This window comes from Dendronalium sp. ChiSLP03b (assembly GCF_034531165.2).
In the GTDB taxonomy this organism is placed as follows: domain Bacteria; phylum Cyanobacteriota; class Cyanobacteriia; order Cyanobacteriales; family Nostocaceae; genus Dendronalium; species Dendronalium minutum.
In genome coordinates, this window is sequence record NZ_JAVRBR020000127.1 from 1 (window position 1) to 18,856 (window position 18,856).

Sequence of the window (18,856 nt, forward strand, 5' to 3'; positions counted from 1 at the left end):
TGTTTCTAAAGCTTTGAGTACTGTACCTGATTCAATTACTGGTGAAATTAGTAAGAATTCTTTGAGTTGCATTCAACATTAGTACACTTGGGTGACAACCCTCAGTCTACCTGGTTTTGAGCTTAACCGAACCGTATTGAGAGATTATCTTCTGTAACTATTATTCCGTCCATGCTGCTTGGAAAAAGTCGCGCTCACAAAACATGGCATAACGATAAGTAGAGTTAATTAAACTATTGTCCGTAGCGTAATTGTTAACCAAACTTTCTAATTGTTGTGCCAGTGGCTGAAAATCTGCACTGCTGTAAGTACGAATCCAATCAGTATATTGATGATCGGGTATGCCATTAAGAGCCAACTGTTCCCCCAAAAACGCATAAAGACGCATACAGGGAGACATCGCCGCAGCTGTTAAACCCACATCTCCACCCCAAGCAGTAGCTAGTAGAAAATCAGTGTAACGGCGGGTGGCAACTCCAACTTCCACGGAGTGCAAATTGACTCCCCACTGGGTAGCATAGCCTTCATGTAACCGCAGTTCTTCCAAAACTCCAGCAGCTAGATGGTGAAATGTAGTAAACCCTAGCCAGTCTGGTGCTTTAGCAGCGGCTATGCTGTAGGCACGGGCAAAGGCTTGCAAGAAGAAAGCATCTTGCCCCACATAGTAAGCAAACTTTTCCCGCTCAAGGGTGCCGTCAGCAATGCCTCGCACAAAACGATGCTGCAAGCAAGCTTGTGCTAAATCTTGATTTGCTGCCCATAATTGAGTAGATAGAGTCATTTGTCAGCGAGCGATCGGGTCGGATAATCCTTATCATTAAAATCTCTCCACGTTTTTGGGTTAGCCATAATGATAAGTCTTCAACTGGATATGATATCAGTGCTTAGTGGAAAACTAGCAACAACTGATGACTACCGACGAATAATAACTAACAAAACTTAAAAAGGTAGAAATTGCAGTAAGACTGAACTCAGACTTCCTAAAAAGTCGAAAAAGCTAGGTTTACCAGTAGTTACTTTTTCAGTATAGGGTGTTTGCAGTTCTTTGATAAAAGCTTGAGTTGTTTGTATACCAGAACTATTATTTTGGGATGTAAACAGTTTTTCTGCCATTTGGGCATCTTGAAATGCACCTTGGCGATCGAAGATTTGATAACGAGCAACACCACGAGCAAAGTAAGCGCCTGCATATTCGGGTTTAGCAGCGATCGCTTGCGTGAAATAATTAATTGCTTGCTGTTTGTTACCTTTTTGCGCCTCTGCTACACCCCAAGCATAAAAATCTTCTGGTTGGGCAATTTGCAATGGTATACCAATTGCACCTTGAAAGTTAGCACCATTGAGGTAAGCACTATTAAATTCTGCATTTGTTAGATAGGTATTTCGCAAGTCAGCACCTGCTAGATTTGCCCCACTCAACTTAGCTTCACTCAAGTTAACGCCAAATAGACCAGCACCGCTCAAGTTTGCTCCCCTTAAATCAGCGCCACTCAAATTGGCACGACTGAGGTTAGCACCTGTAAGATTAGCACCGCTTAAATTGGCTCCAGATAAGTCAGCCATTACTAAACCCGCGCCTGTCAGGTCACAGTTTTCACATTTTTTGGTTGTCAATAACTGTTTAACTTGTTCAGTATTCGCTGCTTGAGCGATCGCTGTCATGCCGATCGTAGTTAAAAATGTGGCTATGGCTAGAATTGGGCTTTTCATACTCAGTTTTGTAATCTTTTTAACTCAACATCAAAGCTTGGCTAACAAATTTATACTCCAGCCTATGATATGAGTAATCTGAGTATTTTGCCCTCTGTAGTTACCTATATTACTTGTGAAGCTGAGTTAGGGTAAAAACTTCTTGGTTATGCAAGTTCATTTTGCCAGTTATCCAGGTCGGAGAAGACCAACTAATTTCTGTAAACAAGCTCAGAGCAAATGTTAAAATAACTGCCAGCCAAAGTTTTTCCAGCATAATAGTGACTCCCCACAAGTACTGAATAATAAGTTAAAATTAGTTTTTTATTAGTATAATTTATTTAAGAAAACACTAAGTGATAACCGAATAGCCAGTCAGTGATTTACATCTGATTTTTAAGTGACACTTATCACACATAGTAGTGCATAAGCCAAAGTGTAAATATTGAGTATTATTAAGTACAAGTTTAGGAGAATGGGTATTAGAGGATTTTTCCAGTCAAAGCGCTTTGCGTTGGGTGTAAGGGGGTAGGGTGTGAAAGTGGAATGGCACTAAGAAAAGGTGAAATCCAAGTGCAAAGACTGGGTGTAGGGGTGTGGGGGTGCAAGGGTGTACGGAAGAAGCTTTTCCTCCATTGAAAAAGCTTGTTGCTTGATTTTAAATCCGATCGGTACTTAGGCACGGACTACGATTTTAGGTCATTACGAGCCTACTCCTTCTCCTATGTCGCCGCTAGCGCGTAGCTTGCTTGTTCGTAGGAGTACGGTGAACCCGCAGGGTAGCGAAGTAATCGCAAAGCTTAGTTTTTCGTTGCGAATGCGTAAGTCCTACTAATTCTTTCCCTTACACCCCTACACCCGCTCCAAAGGAGCTTGGTCAGATGCGCGGGTTAGTATTACTATCTGCTTGGCTTGACACTAATAGCTAACCGCTTTTTCTTTAGCCAGATTGCCATCAACCCTAAAACTGCTATTCCACCAGTAATTGGTGGTTCAGGTACAGGCTCAACACTCGCTAGAGCAATTCTCTGTCGATCCTCATCATGCACACGGAAGACACTGACATTATCTAGGTTGTACCAGGCAGAGCCTTGTTGGCTAGCAAATTTTAACTTTGTGTGTTTTGATGTTGCTACAAAATTATATGTATATTCTGTGAAACCTTGGAAAGGAAGATTGATTTTTTCATCAATTAACTGTCCATCTACATATGTGCGAAAGATATTATTGTTATCCTCATCTACGTTTGCTAAGTAGTAAGTCAATTGGTATTCTTTATTCTTTTTTGTATCGAGAATTTGTGAGATACGAGTAAAGCCATCCGATGCACCAAAACGTACGCTCAGAGAATTATTCTCAGCGTCATCAACAGTATAATTGTCTAAGTAAGTAGTATAGAACTCTTCATCAGATTCACTATTTTTCCAATCTGTAATGAAAGGATTATTTCGAGTGGGATCGTTAGGATTTAACAGGGAGTCTACTGTAAAACTTCCATTCTTCACAAGATTTACATTTGCTGCTTGTGCTTTGGAAATATAACTGCCTGTAATCACAGCAGTACTCACAAAGACACTGGTTATTCCAAAAACAGCAATTCCAAATTTTTGAGCTAATTGCGCCACCATAATTTACTCCAAACATTCCACAATTAACAATGATTTTTCTTTGACAAAAAGAGGTTAGGGAGATTTGCGATCGCTACAATATTTATTGCACTCTTGTCCTCTTGATTCAGCCAGATACATCGCCAAGTATTAGAAGATAGTAAGGGGCAGTAATAAAAATTTCTGAATGCTAAGATAAGTGCTTCAGACTTAATATAGAAAACCTGCCCTTAAAAGAGTAATCTATCTCTCAAATAGTACAGATGCTTAAACTGTGAGACTATCAGTTTGACTTTAGATAACTAGCTAAATGCTTTTTTTTGAGCCTGATTCCCATTAATCCTATAACAGCGATTCCGCCAAGAATTGATGGTTCAGGTACAGCAGCGGTGACACTCACATTATCTAGGTTGTACCAAGCCTTACCTTGCTTGCTCGCAAACTTTAACTGTGTCAGGTCTGATGTTGCTACAAAATCGTATGTATATGGTGTGAAACCTTGGAAGGGAACATTAATTTTCCGATCGAGTAATTGTCCGCCTACGTATGTCTCAAATTCATTCAGGTTCTCCTCATCTATGTTTGCTAAGTAGTAATTTAGTTGATATTTCTGACCAGCAACAGTCTTCAAATCCTGAGAAATATAAGTAAAGTCAGTTGAAGCACCAAAACGTACACTTAGAGACTTATCTTCGGCATTATCAACGGTATAATTATCCAGGTAAGTAGTGTAGTAAGTATCGGCAAACTCACTATTAAACCATCCTGTAATGAAAGGATTATTGCGGGTAATATCGGTAGGATTTAATAAAGAGTCTGCCGTAAAATCTCCATTGACAACAAGATTTGCTGCTTGTGCCTGGGGAATATAACTGCTAGTGATAACAGCAGTACTCATCAAGGCACTGGTCATTGCAAAAACAGAAAGTCCGAATTTTCTAGCTGATTTCATGAGATTTATTCTGTTTAGCGGAAGAGTTTAGTAAACAAACCGTTGGAGATACTCGGTAAATACCTTCAAAAGAGCAAAGCTATTTTTTTGCAAGCACTACATCAATAGAGGTGTCACACTTTAACTAAGCAAGCCTATATTTGTTAGGGAAGAAGGAAGCCACGATTTGTTAAGGCACTTTGGGCTGTTGAATTAGTACGTATGAAGTTAGCAAAAGAATTAGCAGCAGTCGAACTAGTACTTCTTGTCAGTACAGCTTCTGGATATACAATTGGTGTGGTTAGGCAGCTTGAAGGGGAAGTTGCTACCAGGGTTGTCAGAGTGGAAACTTGTTTATCGGTTGAGTAAACTATACCTGCATCAATGACATTGCTACTTAGAGTTTTAGTTTCAACTGCACTCAAAACGTTGCGGACATTGGTAGCAAAAAATAGCTTATTGGGTGCTGAATTATTCAGGAGTGTTGTATAAGTACCGCCTCCGCAACCAGTACCAGTACTAGTTAGAACTTGTTGAGCGTATGCTCCTGCGGGAACGATGCTGGGATCGCCTATAGCAATGCCTCTAATACCGCTTCTACCGGAGCCGTTGAGTAATGTGTTAAAGGCAGAGATAGCATTAGATGGGGTCGGAGCTGGGCTGGTTGGCGTGTTAGGTTTAATCAACACTAGTCTGTTTTTAGCTACATTTTGAGGCCAACCCGTAGCCAATTTTCCTGCGGTCTGCAAGCTAGTCATCTGGGATGTAGCAGCAGAAATGAAAACATCTGGTATGCCTGCTGTCTCGTTTGGCGCATAGTTAATATTTTGTAACAAAATACCTGAAGAATCTAAGCTGTTAGTGAAGTTGATCTTTGGTGTGGTAGAGCCGTTATTGTTATAGGCTTTTTCCAGGTCTGTCAACACTTCTAGTAAGCTAACCGCAGCATAAACTTTCAGATTAGCTGTGGCACTGCCTGATGTTACCGTTGTTGTGTACTGTGGTGTTGGTGGAGCCGTCTGTGCTACTCCAGGCATTAAGGTTAAAAGCGGCAAAGCGATCGCAATTATCAAGCTAGTCACTGCCGCTGCTGTCCAAGTAATAAGTCTTTTTTTGTTCACAAAGAAATACCTCAGGGAGATTACTTACGCCAAGTAGGCGTTAGATAGAACAATACCAAAAAAAATGGTATATTTTACCTATAAAATTGGTATTTCAAGAATCCCTGACTTTAAGACAAAAACGCTAAAAATGCCTAAATACCCTAATAATTAGGTTTTTGAATAATTGCTTAGTACGATTAATAATTACAAAAACAAGAAAATTTACCTATAAAATACCAACCATATAAATTAATACTACTTTTATTGGTATAGATAAAAAACCATAACTTATGACTCTCTGTTCCAAAAGAAAGTGACACTTAGTTTCAATGACTGAGTGTCACTTGTATTTTTGGTATTGCTGATTAAACGAGAGATTCAGAGAGTTTGGCGGAGAAACGTCTTATTTTTTATTAGAAATTCCCTAGTAAAAGAACTAGCTTACCCAGGTAAAGCTATGCCTGTAACAGCGATCGCTCCGGCAATGGCACTGGCTACTAGAGATGTTAAAGCTGTCCCAAATAACCACCAAGCAGCTCTTGCAACAGTTCTCTTGGTTTCTTCAGCTTGCTTTTTAGCTTGCTCGCGAATCGCTTTCAGGCGTTTTTGCGCTTCTTGCTGGATGCGTTCGGTTCGTTGCAGTACGCTATCCCGTGCCGCTTCTATTTGGTTGATAATACGGTTGGCATCTTCTTGGGAAATATCCTCACGAGAACTGAGGACGGCCACTAAGGTGTCGCGATCGAATTCACTGAGGCGATCGCGCAATGCCTCAAACCCCGCTTGTGGATCGTCAAACAATTTAGCAAAGTCTTGTTTGATGCCTTCGTAGTTGAGTTCTGGACGCTCCAATGAATTGAGATAGTCGCGAATTCTACCAAAAATCCCATCGATCGCAGATTGCAATCTTTGCTGAATCTGCTGAAATTGTTGAACAATCGAGTTACGCACAGATTCAATTCGATCTGCTATTTGGTTGGCTTCTTCTTCTGAGATATCTTCGCGTTGAGACAATAGTGAGACAAGTGTAGAACGGTCGATTTTAGATAGGCGATCGCCCAAATTGCCAATTCCCAATCGTGGATCTTGCAATAGTAATTGCAAATCGCGCTTGATACCTTCTGGATTGAGTTCTTCTTTATTGGTATGACGCAGATAGTTTTCGAGATTCGCTTCAAAGTCAGCAACTCGTGCAGCGGTACGATTTACTAAGCGTTGTGGCGCTCTTACAATGCTACGAATCGCCTCTTGTACCCGATCGATAATCTGATTAACTTGCTCCTCACTCAAGTCGCCACGTTGGCTGAGAAGTTTTACTAAAGTTTCTCGATCCACCTGAGACAAGCGATCGCGCAACGCCGCAGCACCTTCTTTTGGATCTACCAGCAATCTTTGCAAATCTTGCTTGATACCTTCTGGGTTGAGTTCTTCCAGGTTGGTGTTACGGAGATACTCAGCGAGTGCTTTTGTAGTTTGCTCGTATTGTTCTTTTGCTTGCTGCGCTACTGCTTGCGGTGCTTGCAAAATACTATCTCGTACCGATTCTAGAGTATCAAGGATTTGATTTACTTGCTCTTCGCTCAAATCTTGCCGCCCAGAAAGCAACTGCACTAGTGTATCTCTGTCAAATTGTGAAAGGCGCGATCGCAGCAGGCTAATTCCTGCTTGTGGATCTTCTAGTAAAACTCTGAACTCGCGTTTGATAGCTTCGGGATTCAATTCTTCTTTATTAGTATTTTGCAGATATTCTTCTAGCCTTTGCCGCAGTTCGTTAGCTTTAGTTGTTGCTTGTTCTTGTAATTCTTTAGCACGATTCAAGACGCGATCGCGAGTGCTTTCGAGTTGACCAATAATGTTATTAGCTTCTTCTTCACTGATATCTTGACGTTGCTGAAGTACTTGTACAAGAGTGTCGCGGTCTATTTGGGAAAAGTGAGCTTGTAAATCTGCAAAACTAGCTTCTTGCTCTTCTAACAACTTGGCAAAGTCTTGCTGAATCGCTTCTGGATTGAGTTGTTCTTTTCCTGTCGCACGCAGATAATTTTCAATGCGGATGCGGAAGTCTTGACTTTTTTCTCGTGCTTGTGCTTGTTGTACGAGTTCTAAAACTTCTTGGCGGATAGTTTCCATCTGCTGACTGATTTCTTTTACCAAAGCTTCGCTGATATCGCCTCGCTGCGTCAGCAAGTTAACAAAATACTCTTGGTTAAGTTCTTGCAATTCCTGTTCTATGCTTGCGGGGTCAGCATTTGGGTCATAAATAACTTCTTGAAATTCATCTCTGATGGTTATACGATTGAAATGCCAAGGTAAAGAATTCAGTATGTAGTCTTCTACATCTGCTTTGATAGTATTTGAGGTTTGTTGTGGCACCCTTTGAGATATTTGTTCGCTGGTTTTATCTGCAAACTTTTGCAGTTCATGGGTAATTTTTTCGATATCTATATCTTGAACGTTCTCTTTCAACTTTTGCAGTTGATTCGTAATTTTTCCGACATCGATATCTGAGACGTTTACTCTATCCAGCACTAGTGGTACAGCAGCACTCACACCATACTGAATAGCTTGCTTCATGACACCATTGCTACCATTGCCATTTTTTCTGGTTCCAACCAATTGCTGAAGCCGTTCGCTTAAGTTTTCTGAGTTTAATTCCTCAGGTGTAGCAGACTTGAGCAAATTAATTACTCGCTCTGTTGGATTTTGGCGAGATACAACTCCTTTCCAAGCATCTTCTAATTGGTCAGCGATTTGATTAATATTGTCTTTTGATAAATTTGTCCGATTGCTGACTAAATCAACAAATGTCTGGCGATTAATATTTTGTAGCAGATTGTTATCGGCAATCGCTTGTAAATCTACATCACTCAAAATCTTGTCAAATTGACGGCGAATTTCATCTAAATTTAGCTGAGGCTTAGGCAGAGAAGCTAAGGAACTTTGTAGCGTATTACTAATACTTTCTGGGGTAAAACCTGAAGTTAACTCCCGTCGCACTGCGGCTGTAACATCTTCAGCAGTAGAAACAATTTGTTGTCTTGCAGCACTAGTGCTGATGCCAGTAGTGGCTACACCCATCAAACTTTGTAAGCCAGAAGTGGTAGTGCTAATAATAGAACTAATTAAGGAGCCTGCTGCTGATGAACCCAACCAAACTACTAATGAGAAATAAGTAGACCAAATGACAATACCGATAATTGCTCCTAAAATTGCACTTTCAATGACGGTAAGTTTTACTGCCAGAAAACAAGCACTGAATAAAGCAATAGTAGCGGTTACTAGCGCCCAAGAACCAACTTTAGCTTCAATTTTGCGAACTGTTCCGCCCCAAGTTTCTGAATCATTATCGGGATATGAGTCATTTCCCCAGGATGAAATTCCTACAGCAACTGAAAAGTTAGTTAATAGGAATTGAAAGGCAAATGCCATCAAAGTACCAGCTAATAGCGCCACTAAAAATTTAGAACTAGAAAATACAAGAGATCCTTCTTCTGGGGTCAGAACCTCTGGCACTTGATTGATAGGTGCTATTCCAAAGGGTAAACTGAGCGATAACAAAATATTTTCAAACTTTTGTAACATAGTATTTTTCCTTCTTGCTTGATGGATGAAATACCCATTGATATTAGGCTATGTCTTCTTTCTCAGTCTAAATAACAGTTATCTTGGTTTACACCTTCTTAGGTATTAAGTCCATTGAACACCAGTTAGGTTTTCATCTTACTAATTAGATAGGTAAATACTACTTCTGGTGGTGTAATGCGATAATAATCGACTGCAATAAAAAAGCTTTTTATATACATTTATAATGTAATTTTAATCAAATATCTATTATTAATTTAAAACATAGATAAACTAATTAATAATTTCTGTCCAGATCCTCTGTCTAGAAAACACAGACAATTTACAAAACTTTCATTTACGCCTTGTTGTAAACTTAAAAAATATAGTTTACCGAAGAAATTCTAATAGTTTTATAAAAATAAAAAAGCAATACATCTTATTTATGAAATCCATATCATTTTTTATTGATTATATTGACTAAATCTGTAAATTGTAGTTATCGTAACTCGAACACCATTGCTATAGTAAAAAATTCATCCTCCAGTGAGATTATGTTATTCACACAAGTATAAAAGTCAAGAGTGATATTTTAAATAACTCATTTACTTTGACTTTAAATGTTAGTCTAAAAATACCTATATCCAATGATAGAGATAATAATTCTGCCATACGATTGATGATAAATAGATAAGAATTTGCTTTACTTGAAGCAATGACATCAATATATTTTTTGAATAGATTGATTATGTTTTTGTTGGAGGAGAAGTAATGGTAGTAGGTGTAAGAAAACGTGCTATAGGTGTTTTTTCTAATCGCGGGGATGCTGAAAAGGCACTGCATGAATTGAGAAAATCCGGTTTTTCAATGGATAATGTTTCTGTTATTGCGAGAGATACAGACAGCAGAGATGATATTGCTGGCACTCCAGTGCAGGAACGGGTTGGTGATAAAGCTGACGAAGGTGCAACAGTAGGGGCAGTTTCTGGTGGTGTTTTGGGTGGTTTGACTGGCTTATTAGTTGGTCTTGGCACCTTAGCTATTCCAGGAATTGGACCAATCATGCTTGCAGGAGCAGCAGCAACTACTCTAGCTACAACTTTGGCTGGTGCAGGTATTGGTGCAGCAGCGGGTAGTCTAGTTGGAGCGTTGATTGGTTTAGGAATACCTGAAGAGCGAGCCAGAGTTTACAACGAACGAGTTGAACGAGGACACTATCTAGTCATCGTAGATGGCACAGATGCAGAGATTGCGACAGCGGAAGCAATTTTCAATAGACATAGTGTCGAAGAATTTGGCGTTTATGACCATCCAAATAGCGAATATCCAACTGGCGATTTCACAAACCGGGACGTTACTTCTAGCAAACATGCCGTAGGTTACTTTTCTCACCTCCAAGATGCAGAAGCAGCAATCAAAGATTTGCGAAATGCAGGCTTTCCTTTGAGCCAAGTCTCTTTAATTCATCGGGAACCTTTGCAACGAGAATCGTTGGTAGGTGTTAATGTTAGCAATCGCTTTGACGCTATGAGGTGGGGACTACCAGATACCCGCACTCACTTCTACAATGAGCGGATTAATCAAGGGGACTACATTGTTGCCGTTAGTGGCACAGATGTTGATATCCAACGTGCTGCGGCAATTCTCAGCCGCCATGGAATTCAACAGTGGCAAATTTACAACCCAAGCGATCGCATTACCGCACCTTCCCACAAAACAAAACGGGCGATTGGTACATTTCCTCATCGCCGAGATGCGGAAGCAGCACTAAGCGACCTTCGAGATGCTGGTTTTCCGATGACTCAAGTTTCGCTCATCGGTAAAGATACCAACGGTCACCACACCACTGGTGTAGATAGAAATGTTGGTACAGGGAATAAAGCAGACGAAGGGGCAAAAGCTGGAGCAGCTACAGGCGGCGCATTAGGCGGTTTAGGAGGCTTATTAGTTGGGCTTGGCGCTTTAGCAATTCCTGGAATTGGCCCCGTAATTGCGGGTGGTGCTGTGGCAACTGCTTTGGCGACAACCGTAGCTGGTGGTGCTATAGGTGCAGCAGCTGGTGGTATTGTTGGCGGACTTGTTGGTCTGGGCATTCCCGAAGACCGGGCACGAGTTTATAATGACCGCTTGCAAAAAGGCGAATATTTAGTAATCGTCGATGGTACGGAAACTGAAATCGACCACGCCGAAGCAATTCTCAAACGTCGAGGCATTCAAGAATATGCCATCTATGACGCTAATGATATAAACAGGGAGCATCGCCAAGGTTTTGACAGCCCCGATCGCGGAACACCTATTTACTCAGGTACACGCGATCGAGAAGATCCTTCAGTTGTGATTGTCGATCACCGAGATCCAAAAATCTAACGCAAGTTAGTTGTTAGTCAAAACCATTCATTTTGATTGTAGGAGCAAGACCCTCAAAACTTGCTCCTCACCACAACTACAAACATCGACAAATTCTAAAACTTTTACTTGGCGATCGAGAATTCATTAAACATATGCAAAAGCTAACTCCTTTCTTAATTAGTTGCCTTCTAGTTTTTGGTGCTGCTGCTTGTGAAAATCCATCTAAAACAAGTGAGTCTGCGCCTAATAATTCTAACGAAGCTGCACAAGCACCAAATGTAAAAGCAACAGAAGCTGCTCAACAAGATGCTCAGAGTGAAGTTCGCAGAAGACAATTAAATGAGGATATTCGTGCCCGCGAACAGCGGAGTAATGTTACAGGCGGAGATACAGATAGAGCCAAAGGCGACCTAGCAAGCGAAGTTCGTTCTAAGTTAGAAGCTAATATCCCCAATGGTCAACTAACAGTTGATGCAGCAAAAGATGGAACAGTTACAGTAGGAGGAACTGTAACTAATCAGCAACAATTGGCTAAAATTGAACCTTTATCTAAGGAAATTAAAGGTGTCAAAAATGTTGTTGTGAAAGCAACTGTTGCTCAGCCAACTAACGAAAATAAACCATAATCAATTTTGGCTAATTAGTTAATTTGAAATTTTGCGGAAAGTTCTGATGGTCGTAAACCTGCACTCAGAACTTTCCCAAAAATATTCGCTAATAACAACTAGTACAGCTGCTATCCTATAAATAAAAATTCACGATTGTTGTATATTGATTCTAAGTGTGTTTATTTATCTCAATTTATTTATCAGAACTATTGTGATTACCAAGATATAAAAACAATGGAAACTAAACAGCAGTTAGAATCCCTTAATACTTCTACACCAGAAGGTATGTTAGCCCTAGAAAGTGCAGATAATCAAAACTTGCCCAAGCTACCACCTGCTAGTGAACCTGAAACCCAATGGCAGCGAATTAGCCGAAAAACGTCTGAGTTTTTCGAGCAATTGCCTGAATATTTAGGTAATTTTTTTGAGACAAACAAGCAATCTTTGATTACTGTATCTCTAATTTTGGCTGCGATTATTACAACTAGAGTAGTGCTTGCAGTTCTAGATGCGATAAATGGTATTCCCTTATTAGCACCAATTTTTGAGTTGATTGGAATTAGTTATACAACTTGGTTTGTTTTCCGTTATCTTCTCAATTCTTCAAATCGTCAAGAATTAAACCAGGAAATTAAATCACTGAAACAACAATTTATAGGCGAAGAAGTTTAAAAACTAGTAAGCTAGTGGCGCTGTACAGAATCAAAAATCAAAAAAGCTTTGTTTTGTTTTTTGACGCAGTTCAATGAGATTTTTCACAGCGCTGTTGTATTAGTGCTAATTAAGCAAGTAATACCATTAATGAGTCTTTTGTAGGGTGGGTATGACCTACCCAAATTTTTATGTTTTTGTCAAAATTAAGTAGTACTTGAGGATAATAAGTAGGTTAGTTCAGTTAATCCAAATTTTAAAATTCAACACATATAGAAAAATTACACTAGCTAATCGTGCATAAAATCTTAGCACTACATCATATCTGATAAAAATTTATTAAAAATTATACCAAAAGATAGAAAAAATCGTGATTTTTTTACTTAAAATCACTTCTCCAGATAGTTTCTTTCTCAAGAATAACAGCCTAATCTAGTTCTCAAAGTTATCAACGATTCTTTAACGAGGACATAATTTATGGCTAATGAATCATTTAAAAAAGGTGTAGACTCATCCGAGCGAGCTGAAGTTGATACATACGATAGAGGAATTGTACCTGCTGAAACTGCTGCTCGTAAAGAAAGAGAAGGAGAATTATATAAAACACTTCCTACAGAAGAAAGAGAGGCAAATGCATCTACCGATGACCAAACAGAAGCAGGGAGCATACACACCACAGATGGCTATACGGTAGACAAAGAAGGTTTGTTGAACAACTACGCAGTTGAGCCGGAAATGTACTATGAAGTACCAGGCGATGCACAACAAGAAGCGTCAGAGGATACTGAAAACCGGATTGAGGAACTCGTAGAAGTCAATGAAGATAAAGAAGGTGAATTGACAGAACGAGGTGACAAGCGTGGTAGAGGTCCAGGAATAGTTTAGTCTTAATTCTTTTAAGAAATTGCGGCGAATTCTTCCCCACCATAGTGAAGATTAATGGGGTTTAAAATAGTCAAAAGAAAATCATCATTTGCCTTTTCAATACTAATCCCCTTGAACGATTCTCTGAAGTTGATGATGGTACTGTAACAGCGATGATTGGGAATATAATTCCCGTCATCGCTTTTCTATGGATAAATGTACTTATTTTCTGCTCTTAAACATAGCTGTGTTACCAAATACACTCTGAACAAGCCTGATGCGATCGCCTCTGTTATATCATTATTCTGAAAATAGCAGGACTATCTTCACTCAGCCTGTCTGAGTTCTGTAATATGCTGCGGCTCAAAATCCCAAGGGACAAGCGCAAGTGCCACATCATCAGGAATTTTCGTCAAAACCATGAATTTACTGCTCAACCCTTTATTTGCAGCTGATGCATTACCCAACAAAGGCCTGATCAAGCCCCTTGGTCATCATGAATTACTTCTAGTATTGCTGGAGTTGGCTTTGTTGCTTCTGGTCGCTAGAGGTTTAGGCGAGTTAATGCGTCGAATCCAGCTGCCTCCGGTAGTCGGTGAATTACTGGCGGGGGTGCTGCTAGGGCCATCGGTGTTCGGATGGATTCTGCCAAACCTACAGCAGCATATTTTTCCTAAAAGTCAGGAACAATCTAACCTGCTTTCGGTTGTCTCTTGGTTGGGAGTGCTGTTTTTACTAATTGTGACTGGACTAGAGACAGACCTCAACTTAATTGTTCGTAAAGGCAAAACAGCGCTACTCATTTCCTTGGGTGGTATTATCATTCCTTTCGCCACTGGATTGGGGCTAGGCTGGTTTCTGCCAGAGAGTTTTCTGGCAAACCCTGACGAACGATTAATTTTCAGTTTGTTTATTGCCACAGCCATGAGTATCTCGGCAGTACCGGTACTTGCCAAGGTGTTGATGGACTTGAGGTTGATTCGCAGGGACATTGGCCAGGTTGCCCTGGCGGCTGGCATGACTGATGACACCCTTGGCTGGATTCTTCTTTCAGTAGTGTCTGGGTTGGCGACCAGCGGTAAATTTGATTTCCAAACAGTATTTAGGTCAATTGGAGGCGCAGTACTGTTTTTGGGAATTGCCTTTACCCTAGGGCGAACAGTGATGGCTAGGGTGTTACGCTGGGTAGATGATTATATTGGCGGGCCGACAGCTAGTTTGTCGGCTTTATTAGTACTGGCATTGAGTGCCGCAGCCTTTACCCACAACTTGGGAATTGAAGCCGCGCTAGGAGCTTTTGTCACAGGGATTTTGGCTGGGCAATCGCCGCGTTTTAGTCGAGAAGCAGGGCTAACTCTGGAACTAATCACCGCTGGGTTTTTGGCTCCTATCTTCTTTGCCACAGCGGGATTGAAGGTAGACTTAGTACAACTGCTGGTACCCCAGACGTTTGTAATTGGCGTAGTGGTGCTGGCGATCGCTTGTTTTGGTAAATTTACTGGAGCCTATATAGGTTCGCGTGTCGGTGGCTTGAGTCACTGGGAAGGAATTGCAATGGGATCGGGGATGAACGCCAGAGGCGCGATGGAAATTATCGTTGCCACCATTGGGGTTTCTTTAGGGGTGCTGAATCCGCCGATGTACTCGATTATTGTGATGGTAGCGATCGTCACTTCCTTGATGGCACCGCCCTTGCTGCGCTGGTCACTGTCTAAGGTGTCAATCGGTACAGAAGAAGCTCAACGTCTAGAGCAAGAAGAACTGGCAAGCCGCAGCTTTATCAAGCGTATCCGCCGAGTACTTGTACCCACCCAAGGAGGGCCGAATGTCAGGTTAGCTGCCCAATTAGTCAGCCATCTGGCACAGCAAAATCCGCTAGAAGTGACTGCTTTGTTTGCCCAAAGCGATAAAAAGCCTACACGGAAATCAATAACTGCTGTGAAAGATACTACAGCAGAAACCGCTATTACTGCTGTGGCACAAGAAATGGATCTCCCAGCTACCTCACCATTGCAAACCAAAGTTGAGTCAGGACAAAACAAGGCTGAAGTGATTCTTAAAGAAGCCAACAAAGGCTATGACCTGATTGTCTTAGGTGCAACAGGAACTCAGCGTTCCAAGGGTTCTTTATTCAATTTGCTAGTAGATCGGGTGGTTCAAGAAGCTCCTTGCGCCACAATGGTAGTCAAATCAAATTTATCTCCTACAGGGCAGCAATCAACTGGCTATCACAAACTCGGTCATATTTTAGTACCCACTAGCCGTAGCGATTACAGTCAATATGCGGTTGAGGTCGCTAGTTCAATCGCTGCTCAAACTGGGGCAATTGTCACTTTAGTTAATGTCGTCAACCGGACTCAGCGGGAATATATTTTGTTTGAGGAGCAGACAATACATTCAGTAACAGAGATTGCCCAACAGATTGTACATCAGCAAGCTGAAGTGGGGCGAGGACTTGGCGCTGAAGTCAAAACTCAGATTCTTGCAGGAATTCCAGAGTTTGAGGTTCTCAAATATGCTCGCAGTATGCAAGTAGATTTGATTGTTCTAGGCAGCAGTATTCAAACATTCTCAGGTCGGGTATTCTTTGGTCACCGCGCTGATGCCATCCTCAACAAAGCACACTGTCCCGTCGCCGTGATTACTATACCGAGTAATTGAGGCAGGAGGCAGGGGGCAGGAGGCAGAAGGCAGGAGTTATTCTCCGTGTCTCCGTGTCCTCCAGTCCCCATTGCCCCTAATCCCGCCTAAATCTTAAAGGGTTCAATTTCGTAATTATGCCACTGCCGCTGATGCCATTCGGCTATTAAGGGACGGACAACAAACTTAGGATAGCGTTCGCCCTTGGCGTTGGCGAAGCCATCGCCTTGAACATCAATGCGAAGACCTGAGTAGGGTCGTTTCTTTTGGGAACCTTGACCGTTGCGACCGACAAAAAGATGCGATCGCGCTACTAATCTATTTTCTTTACTAGCATCGCTAAGGGTTTCTACTAAATCTGCTCCTTCCGTTCTCTGCCGTCGCAAGCTAAACCCACTACCACCACAAACAATCCAGTGGAGATGAGAATCGGCGTGTCCGGTATCCAAAGTTTGAAGATATTCTAAGCAATGAGCGTGACCGTTTAATATCAAATCAACTAAGGGACGCTCTTGGGTTAATGAACCTAGCGCTTCTGCTACTGCATCTAGTACGCCACGCAAGCGACTGCGAATTGCCAAAGTTTGTGCTTGTTCCCACTTTGTCGCTTCTGTTACATAGGGAGGATGGTGAAAATAAATTACCCTGCCTCGAACTTCTTTGGTATTCCAGGATTCAATTAATCTCTGCTTCAACCAGTCCAGTTGTTCGATATCAGTCAGCATTGTTTTGTCAGTGGCTAGCTGCTTGTCAATATCAACAATAATTTCCTCAATTTGTGACAGCTTGGCGTGTAAGTCGTCTAGTTGGTCGGCTTCAATGGGATTATCGGGATTTAGATTTGCTGAGGTTTCAATTATTTGCATCTTCTCCCTTTCTAAATCCTGACGACGTTGCTGCAATAATTTCCGGTCAGCATCACCTTCTCTGGTTGCAGGTAGCGGTGGCGGATCGTTAAATGTATTAGAATCTAGGGCAAAAAAGTCAATACCACCGTAGCGAAAAGTATAGTAGCGATTTGGCAGGCGGGTAAAATGCCCGGGTTGATAGGAAAGACAGCGACCAGTGTTTGTCTTAGCAGTATAGTATCTATCTAAATGCTGGGCTAAATCACCTGGAAATTGATACGCTTTCAGGTAGTCTAGAAATGCCCGTGCGTATGCGTCACCCTTTCCCGAACCATGCAAGCCTACATCCAAGTCTAAGCGCGATCGCAACAACTGACGGATGGGAAATGTCGTTAGAGATGCCAAGCTCAAGAGAATCGGCAAGTCGTAATAATCGTGATTTCCCGGTACGGGTAGAATGGGCAAGGTGAAAACCATCTCATCGTAAGCAATGCTTTCGGGATAGTCTCCACCCAAGATAAACTCACGGTAGGGCTGGATAAAGTTCTGCTGATAGTACTCACTCGACCCCACTAGATAGATAACATCACCTGTGTGCAGCATAAAACGGCATTCATGATGATGGGGCAGCATCAGTTCAGCAACCTTTCGTTGGGGATTATGCCCTCGGTGTTTTCCAGAACCACTATCACCCACAACCAAAAATGAAAATTCCTCATCATCTGCGCGACCATCGTCGAGTACTAACCGAGTTTGGTCAATGTTCTTTTCCAAAATTAACGGGTCTTGCCACCTTACCCGCTGCTGCATTTTACGAATTTTTTTAGCGATCGCCGGATCGGAAACAAGTTTCAAAGCGACTTACTCCTGAGTCAGTTGTCAGTTGTCAGTTGTCAGTAGTAATTGGGGATTGGTAATTGGTAATTGGTCAGTGGTTAGTGTTATTCCCCCCTGTCCTTCTGCTCCCCCAGTTCTCTTACTCCCCTACTGGATTCTTCAGTTCAACAACCAAATTTGGCAGTCCCTCTAGTTTTTCCGCTAGCTCAATTTCTTCTACTGATGGCACAAAAATCTTCAAGCCTTCTGGTATGCATATAACTTCAATTGGTGTTGTGCCTACCATCTCGCCATCCAGAACAACCTTTTGCGGTGGGTCAGTCGTGATTTTAACTTGTTTGGTTCGCAGATAACCAATGTCATCTCTTTCGGCTGCACTGCCTGAAGAAGCCGTTTGAAACAGGTGATATGTGGCAGCGATCGCACCAGCTTTATTAGCTGGAGCTACTATTGTTAAATCTAATAATCCATCATCATAAACGATACCTGCTGGGCCTTGAGCTAATACTGAAGTGGGAGGTGCAGCATTTGCCACTGTTACCGCTGAGGCAGTAGTTTTAATTATCTTGTCTTCAGTTTCAATCTCGACATCAAAGCTCTCTAATTCACGTAATTGCTGAATTCCTGCCAAGATATACGCCATAATTCCAAAGCGTTTCTTCGCTTCTCGGTCTGCCTTTTCCACAGTTTCAGCTTCAAAGCCAATACCTGCTAGCAGTACCATCGGCTGACCATTACAATAAGCTACATCTACATTTTTGGTTAATCCCTGCAAAATTGTCTGACAAGCTGCTTCGATAGTATCTGGAATTCTTAAAGCTGTGGCAAAAGCGTTTGCCGTTCCCCGAGAAATAATGCCAAAGGGAATATCAGTATCCACTACTGCTGTTGCTGCTGCTGACAGTGTACCATCTCCCCCTGAAGCGATAATCGCATCTACACCCCGTTCTACCGCTGCCCGCGCCAGCTGATCGGCGCCGATTTCTTCGGTTGTTACGTAAATATCCAAGTCAATTTCCGATTCTAGTAGTGTCCGAATCTGTATCAGTTCTTGTTCTGGGTCACCTTGACCCGCAACTGGATTAAATATAAGGCAGGCGGAACGATTCATAAAATCAAAACTTCAGCTTTTATCAATAAAATAGCAAATTATTCTCAGCATAGAAGT

14 protein-coding genes are annotated in these 18,856 nt (G+C 41.6%); 5 read left to right on the plus strand and 9 right to left on the minus strand.

Translation table 11 applies throughout. The features are described 5' to 3' along the window. Positions 1 to 160: 160 nt before the first annotated feature. The 7 genes from RMY31_RS29570 to RMY31_RS29600 form a co-directional block, all read right to left on the minus strand. Entirely contained in the window at positions 161 to 781 is a 621-nt protein-coding gene (locus RMY31_RS29570; RefSeq protein ID WP_322664004.1) for a TenA family protein, read from the minus strand. Positions 782 to 939: 158 nt separating this feature from the next. Continuing rightward, complete coding sequence (locus RMY31_RS29575) at positions 940 to 1,710, minus strand: pentapeptide repeat-containing protein (protein ID WP_322664002.1); 771 nt, start codon at positions 1,708 to 1,710, stop codon at positions 940 to 942. Between the two features lie 109 nt (positions 1,711 to 1,819). Continuing rightward, entirely contained in the window at positions 1,820 to 1,966 is a 147-nt protein-coding gene (locus RMY31_RS29580) for a hypothetical protein (protein WP_322663996.1), read from the minus strand. A 622-nt stretch (positions 1,967 to 2,588) separates the two neighbouring features. Then, positions 2,589 to 3,317 carry a PEP-CTERM sorting domain-containing protein gene (locus tag RMY31_RS29585; protein ID WP_322663994.1) on the minus strand — a complete coding sequence of 243 codons (729 nt, stop codon included), beginning with the start codon at positions 3,315 to 3,317 and terminating at the stop codon, positions 2,589 to 2,591. 262 nt (positions 3,318 to 3,579) lie between these two features. Next, positions 3,580 to 4,248 carry a PEP-CTERM sorting domain-containing protein gene (locus RMY31_RS29590; protein WP_322663992.1) on the minus strand — a complete coding sequence of 223 codons (669 nt, stop codon included), beginning with the start codon at positions 4,246 to 4,248 and terminating at the stop codon, positions 3,580 to 3,582. Positions 4,249 to 4,391: 143 nt separating this feature from the next. Continuing rightward, a complete protein-coding gene (modA, locus tag RMY31_RS29595) occupies positions 4,392 to 5,348 on the minus strand; it encodes a molybdate ABC transporter substrate-binding protein (protein WP_322663990.1) in 957 nt (318 codons plus the stop codon). A gap of 423 nt (positions 5,349 to 5,771) precedes the next feature. Then, positions 5,772 to 8,912: an MFS transporter gene (locus tag RMY31_RS29600; RefSeq protein WP_322663988.1), complete on the minus strand. Its 3,141-nt coding sequence runs from the start codon at positions 8,910 to 8,912 to the stop codon at positions 5,772 to 5,774. A 750-nt stretch (positions 8,913 to 9,662) separates the two neighbouring features. Here RMY31_RS29600 and RMY31_RS29605 point away from each other — a divergent pair. From RMY31_RS29605 to RMY31_RS29625, 5 genes are all read left to right on the plus strand, one after another. Beyond that, complete coding sequence (locus tag RMY31_RS29605) at positions 9,663 to 11,258, plus strand: general stress protein (RefSeq protein ID WP_322663986.1); 1,596 nt, start codon at positions 9,663 to 9,665, stop codon at positions 11,256 to 11,258. A gap of 134 nt (positions 11,259 to 11,392) precedes the next feature. Further along, positions 11,393 to 11,866 carry a BON domain-containing protein gene (locus RMY31_RS29610; RefSeq protein ID WP_322664008.1) on the plus strand — a complete coding sequence of 158 codons (474 nt, stop codon included), beginning with the start codon at positions 11,393 to 11,395 and terminating at the stop codon, positions 11,864 to 11,866. Between the two features lie 216 nt (positions 11,867 to 12,082). Next, positions 12,083 to 12,520 (plus strand): CAAD domain-containing protein, encoded by a 438-nt coding sequence (locus RMY31_RS29615; protein ID WP_322663984.1) that lies wholly within the window; start codon positions 12,083 to 12,085, stop codon positions 12,518 to 12,520. Between the two features lie 456 nt (positions 12,521 to 12,976). Beyond that, the gene (locus RMY31_RS29620; protein WP_322663982.1) at positions 12,977 to 13,384 is read left to right on the plus strand and encodes a hypothetical protein; all 408 of its coding nucleotides are present in this window, start codon (positions 12,977 to 12,979) and stop codon (positions 13,382 to 13,384) included. 399 nt (positions 13,385 to 13,783) lie between these two features. Beyond that, positions 13,784 to 16,024 (plus strand): cation:proton antiporter, encoded by a 2,241-nt coding sequence (locus RMY31_RS29625; protein WP_322663980.1) that lies wholly within the window; start codon positions 13,784 to 13,786, stop codon positions 16,022 to 16,024. An 86-nt stretch (positions 16,025 to 16,110) separates the two neighbouring features. Here the strand turns inward: RMY31_RS29625 and RMY31_RS29630 are convergent, their stop codons facing one another. Next, entirely contained in the window at positions 16,111 to 17,706 is a 1,596-nt protein-coding gene (locus RMY31_RS29630) for a metallophosphoesterase (RefSeq protein ID WP_322663977.1), read from the minus strand. A 121-nt stretch (positions 17,707 to 17,827) separates the two neighbouring features. Then, the gene (locus RMY31_RS29635) at positions 17,828 to 18,799 is read right to left on the minus strand and encodes a YegS/Rv2252/BmrU family lipid kinase (protein WP_322663975.1); all 972 of its coding nucleotides are present in this window, start codon (positions 18,797 to 18,799) and stop codon (positions 17,828 to 17,830) included. Positions 18,800 to 18,856 lie beyond the last annotated feature (57 nt).

Excerpts from the sequence above, each read along its gene's own strand:
- RMY31_RS29570 (WP_322664004.1), bottom strand. The coding sequence starts at position 781 with ATGACTCTATCTACTCAATTATGGGCAGCAAATCAAGATTTAGCACAA.
- RMY31_RS29575 (WP_322664002.1), bottom strand. The coding sequence starts at position 1,710 with ATGAAAAGCCCAATTCTAGCCATAGCCACATTTTTAACTACGATCGGC.
- RMY31_RS29580 (WP_322663996.1), bottom strand. The coding sequence starts at position 1,966 with ATGCTGGAAAAACTTTGGCTGGCAGTTATTTTAACATTTGCTCTGAGC.
- RMY31_RS29585 (WP_322663994.1), bottom strand. The coding sequence starts at position 3,317 with ATGGTGGCGCAATTAGCTCAAAAATTTGGAATTGCTGTTTTTGGAATA.
- RMY31_RS29590 (WP_322663992.1), bottom strand. The coding sequence starts at position 4,248 with ATGAAATCAGCTAGAAAATTCGGACTTTCTGTTTTTGCAATGACCAGT.
- RMY31_RS29600 (WP_322663988.1), bottom strand. The coding sequence starts at position 8,912 with ATGTTACAAAAGTTTGAAAATATTTTGTTATCGCTCAGTTTACCCTTT.
- RMY31_RS29605 (WP_322663986.1), top strand. The coding sequence starts at position 9,663 with ATGGTAGTAGGTGTAAGAAAACGTGCTATAGGTGTTTTTTCTAATCGC.
- RMY31_RS29610 (WP_322664008.1), top strand. The coding sequence starts at position 11,393 with ATGCAAAAGCTAACTCCTTTCTTAATTAGTTGCCTTCTAGTTTTTGGT.
- RMY31_RS29615 (WP_322663984.1), top strand. The coding sequence starts at position 12,083 with ATGGAAACTAAACAGCAGTTAGAATCCCTTAATACTTCTACACCAGAA.
- RMY31_RS29620 (WP_322663982.1), top strand. The coding sequence starts at position 12,977 with ATGGCTAATGAATCATTTAAAAAAGGTGTAGACTCATCCGAGCGAGCT.
- RMY31_RS29625 (WP_322663980.1), top strand. The coding sequence starts at position 13,784 with ATGAATTTACTGCTCAACCCTTTATTTGCAGCTGATGCATTACCCAAC.
- RMY31_RS29635 (WP_322663975.1), bottom strand. The coding sequence starts at position 18,799 with ATGAATCGTTCCGCCTGCCTTATATTTAATCCAGTTGCGGGTCAAGGT.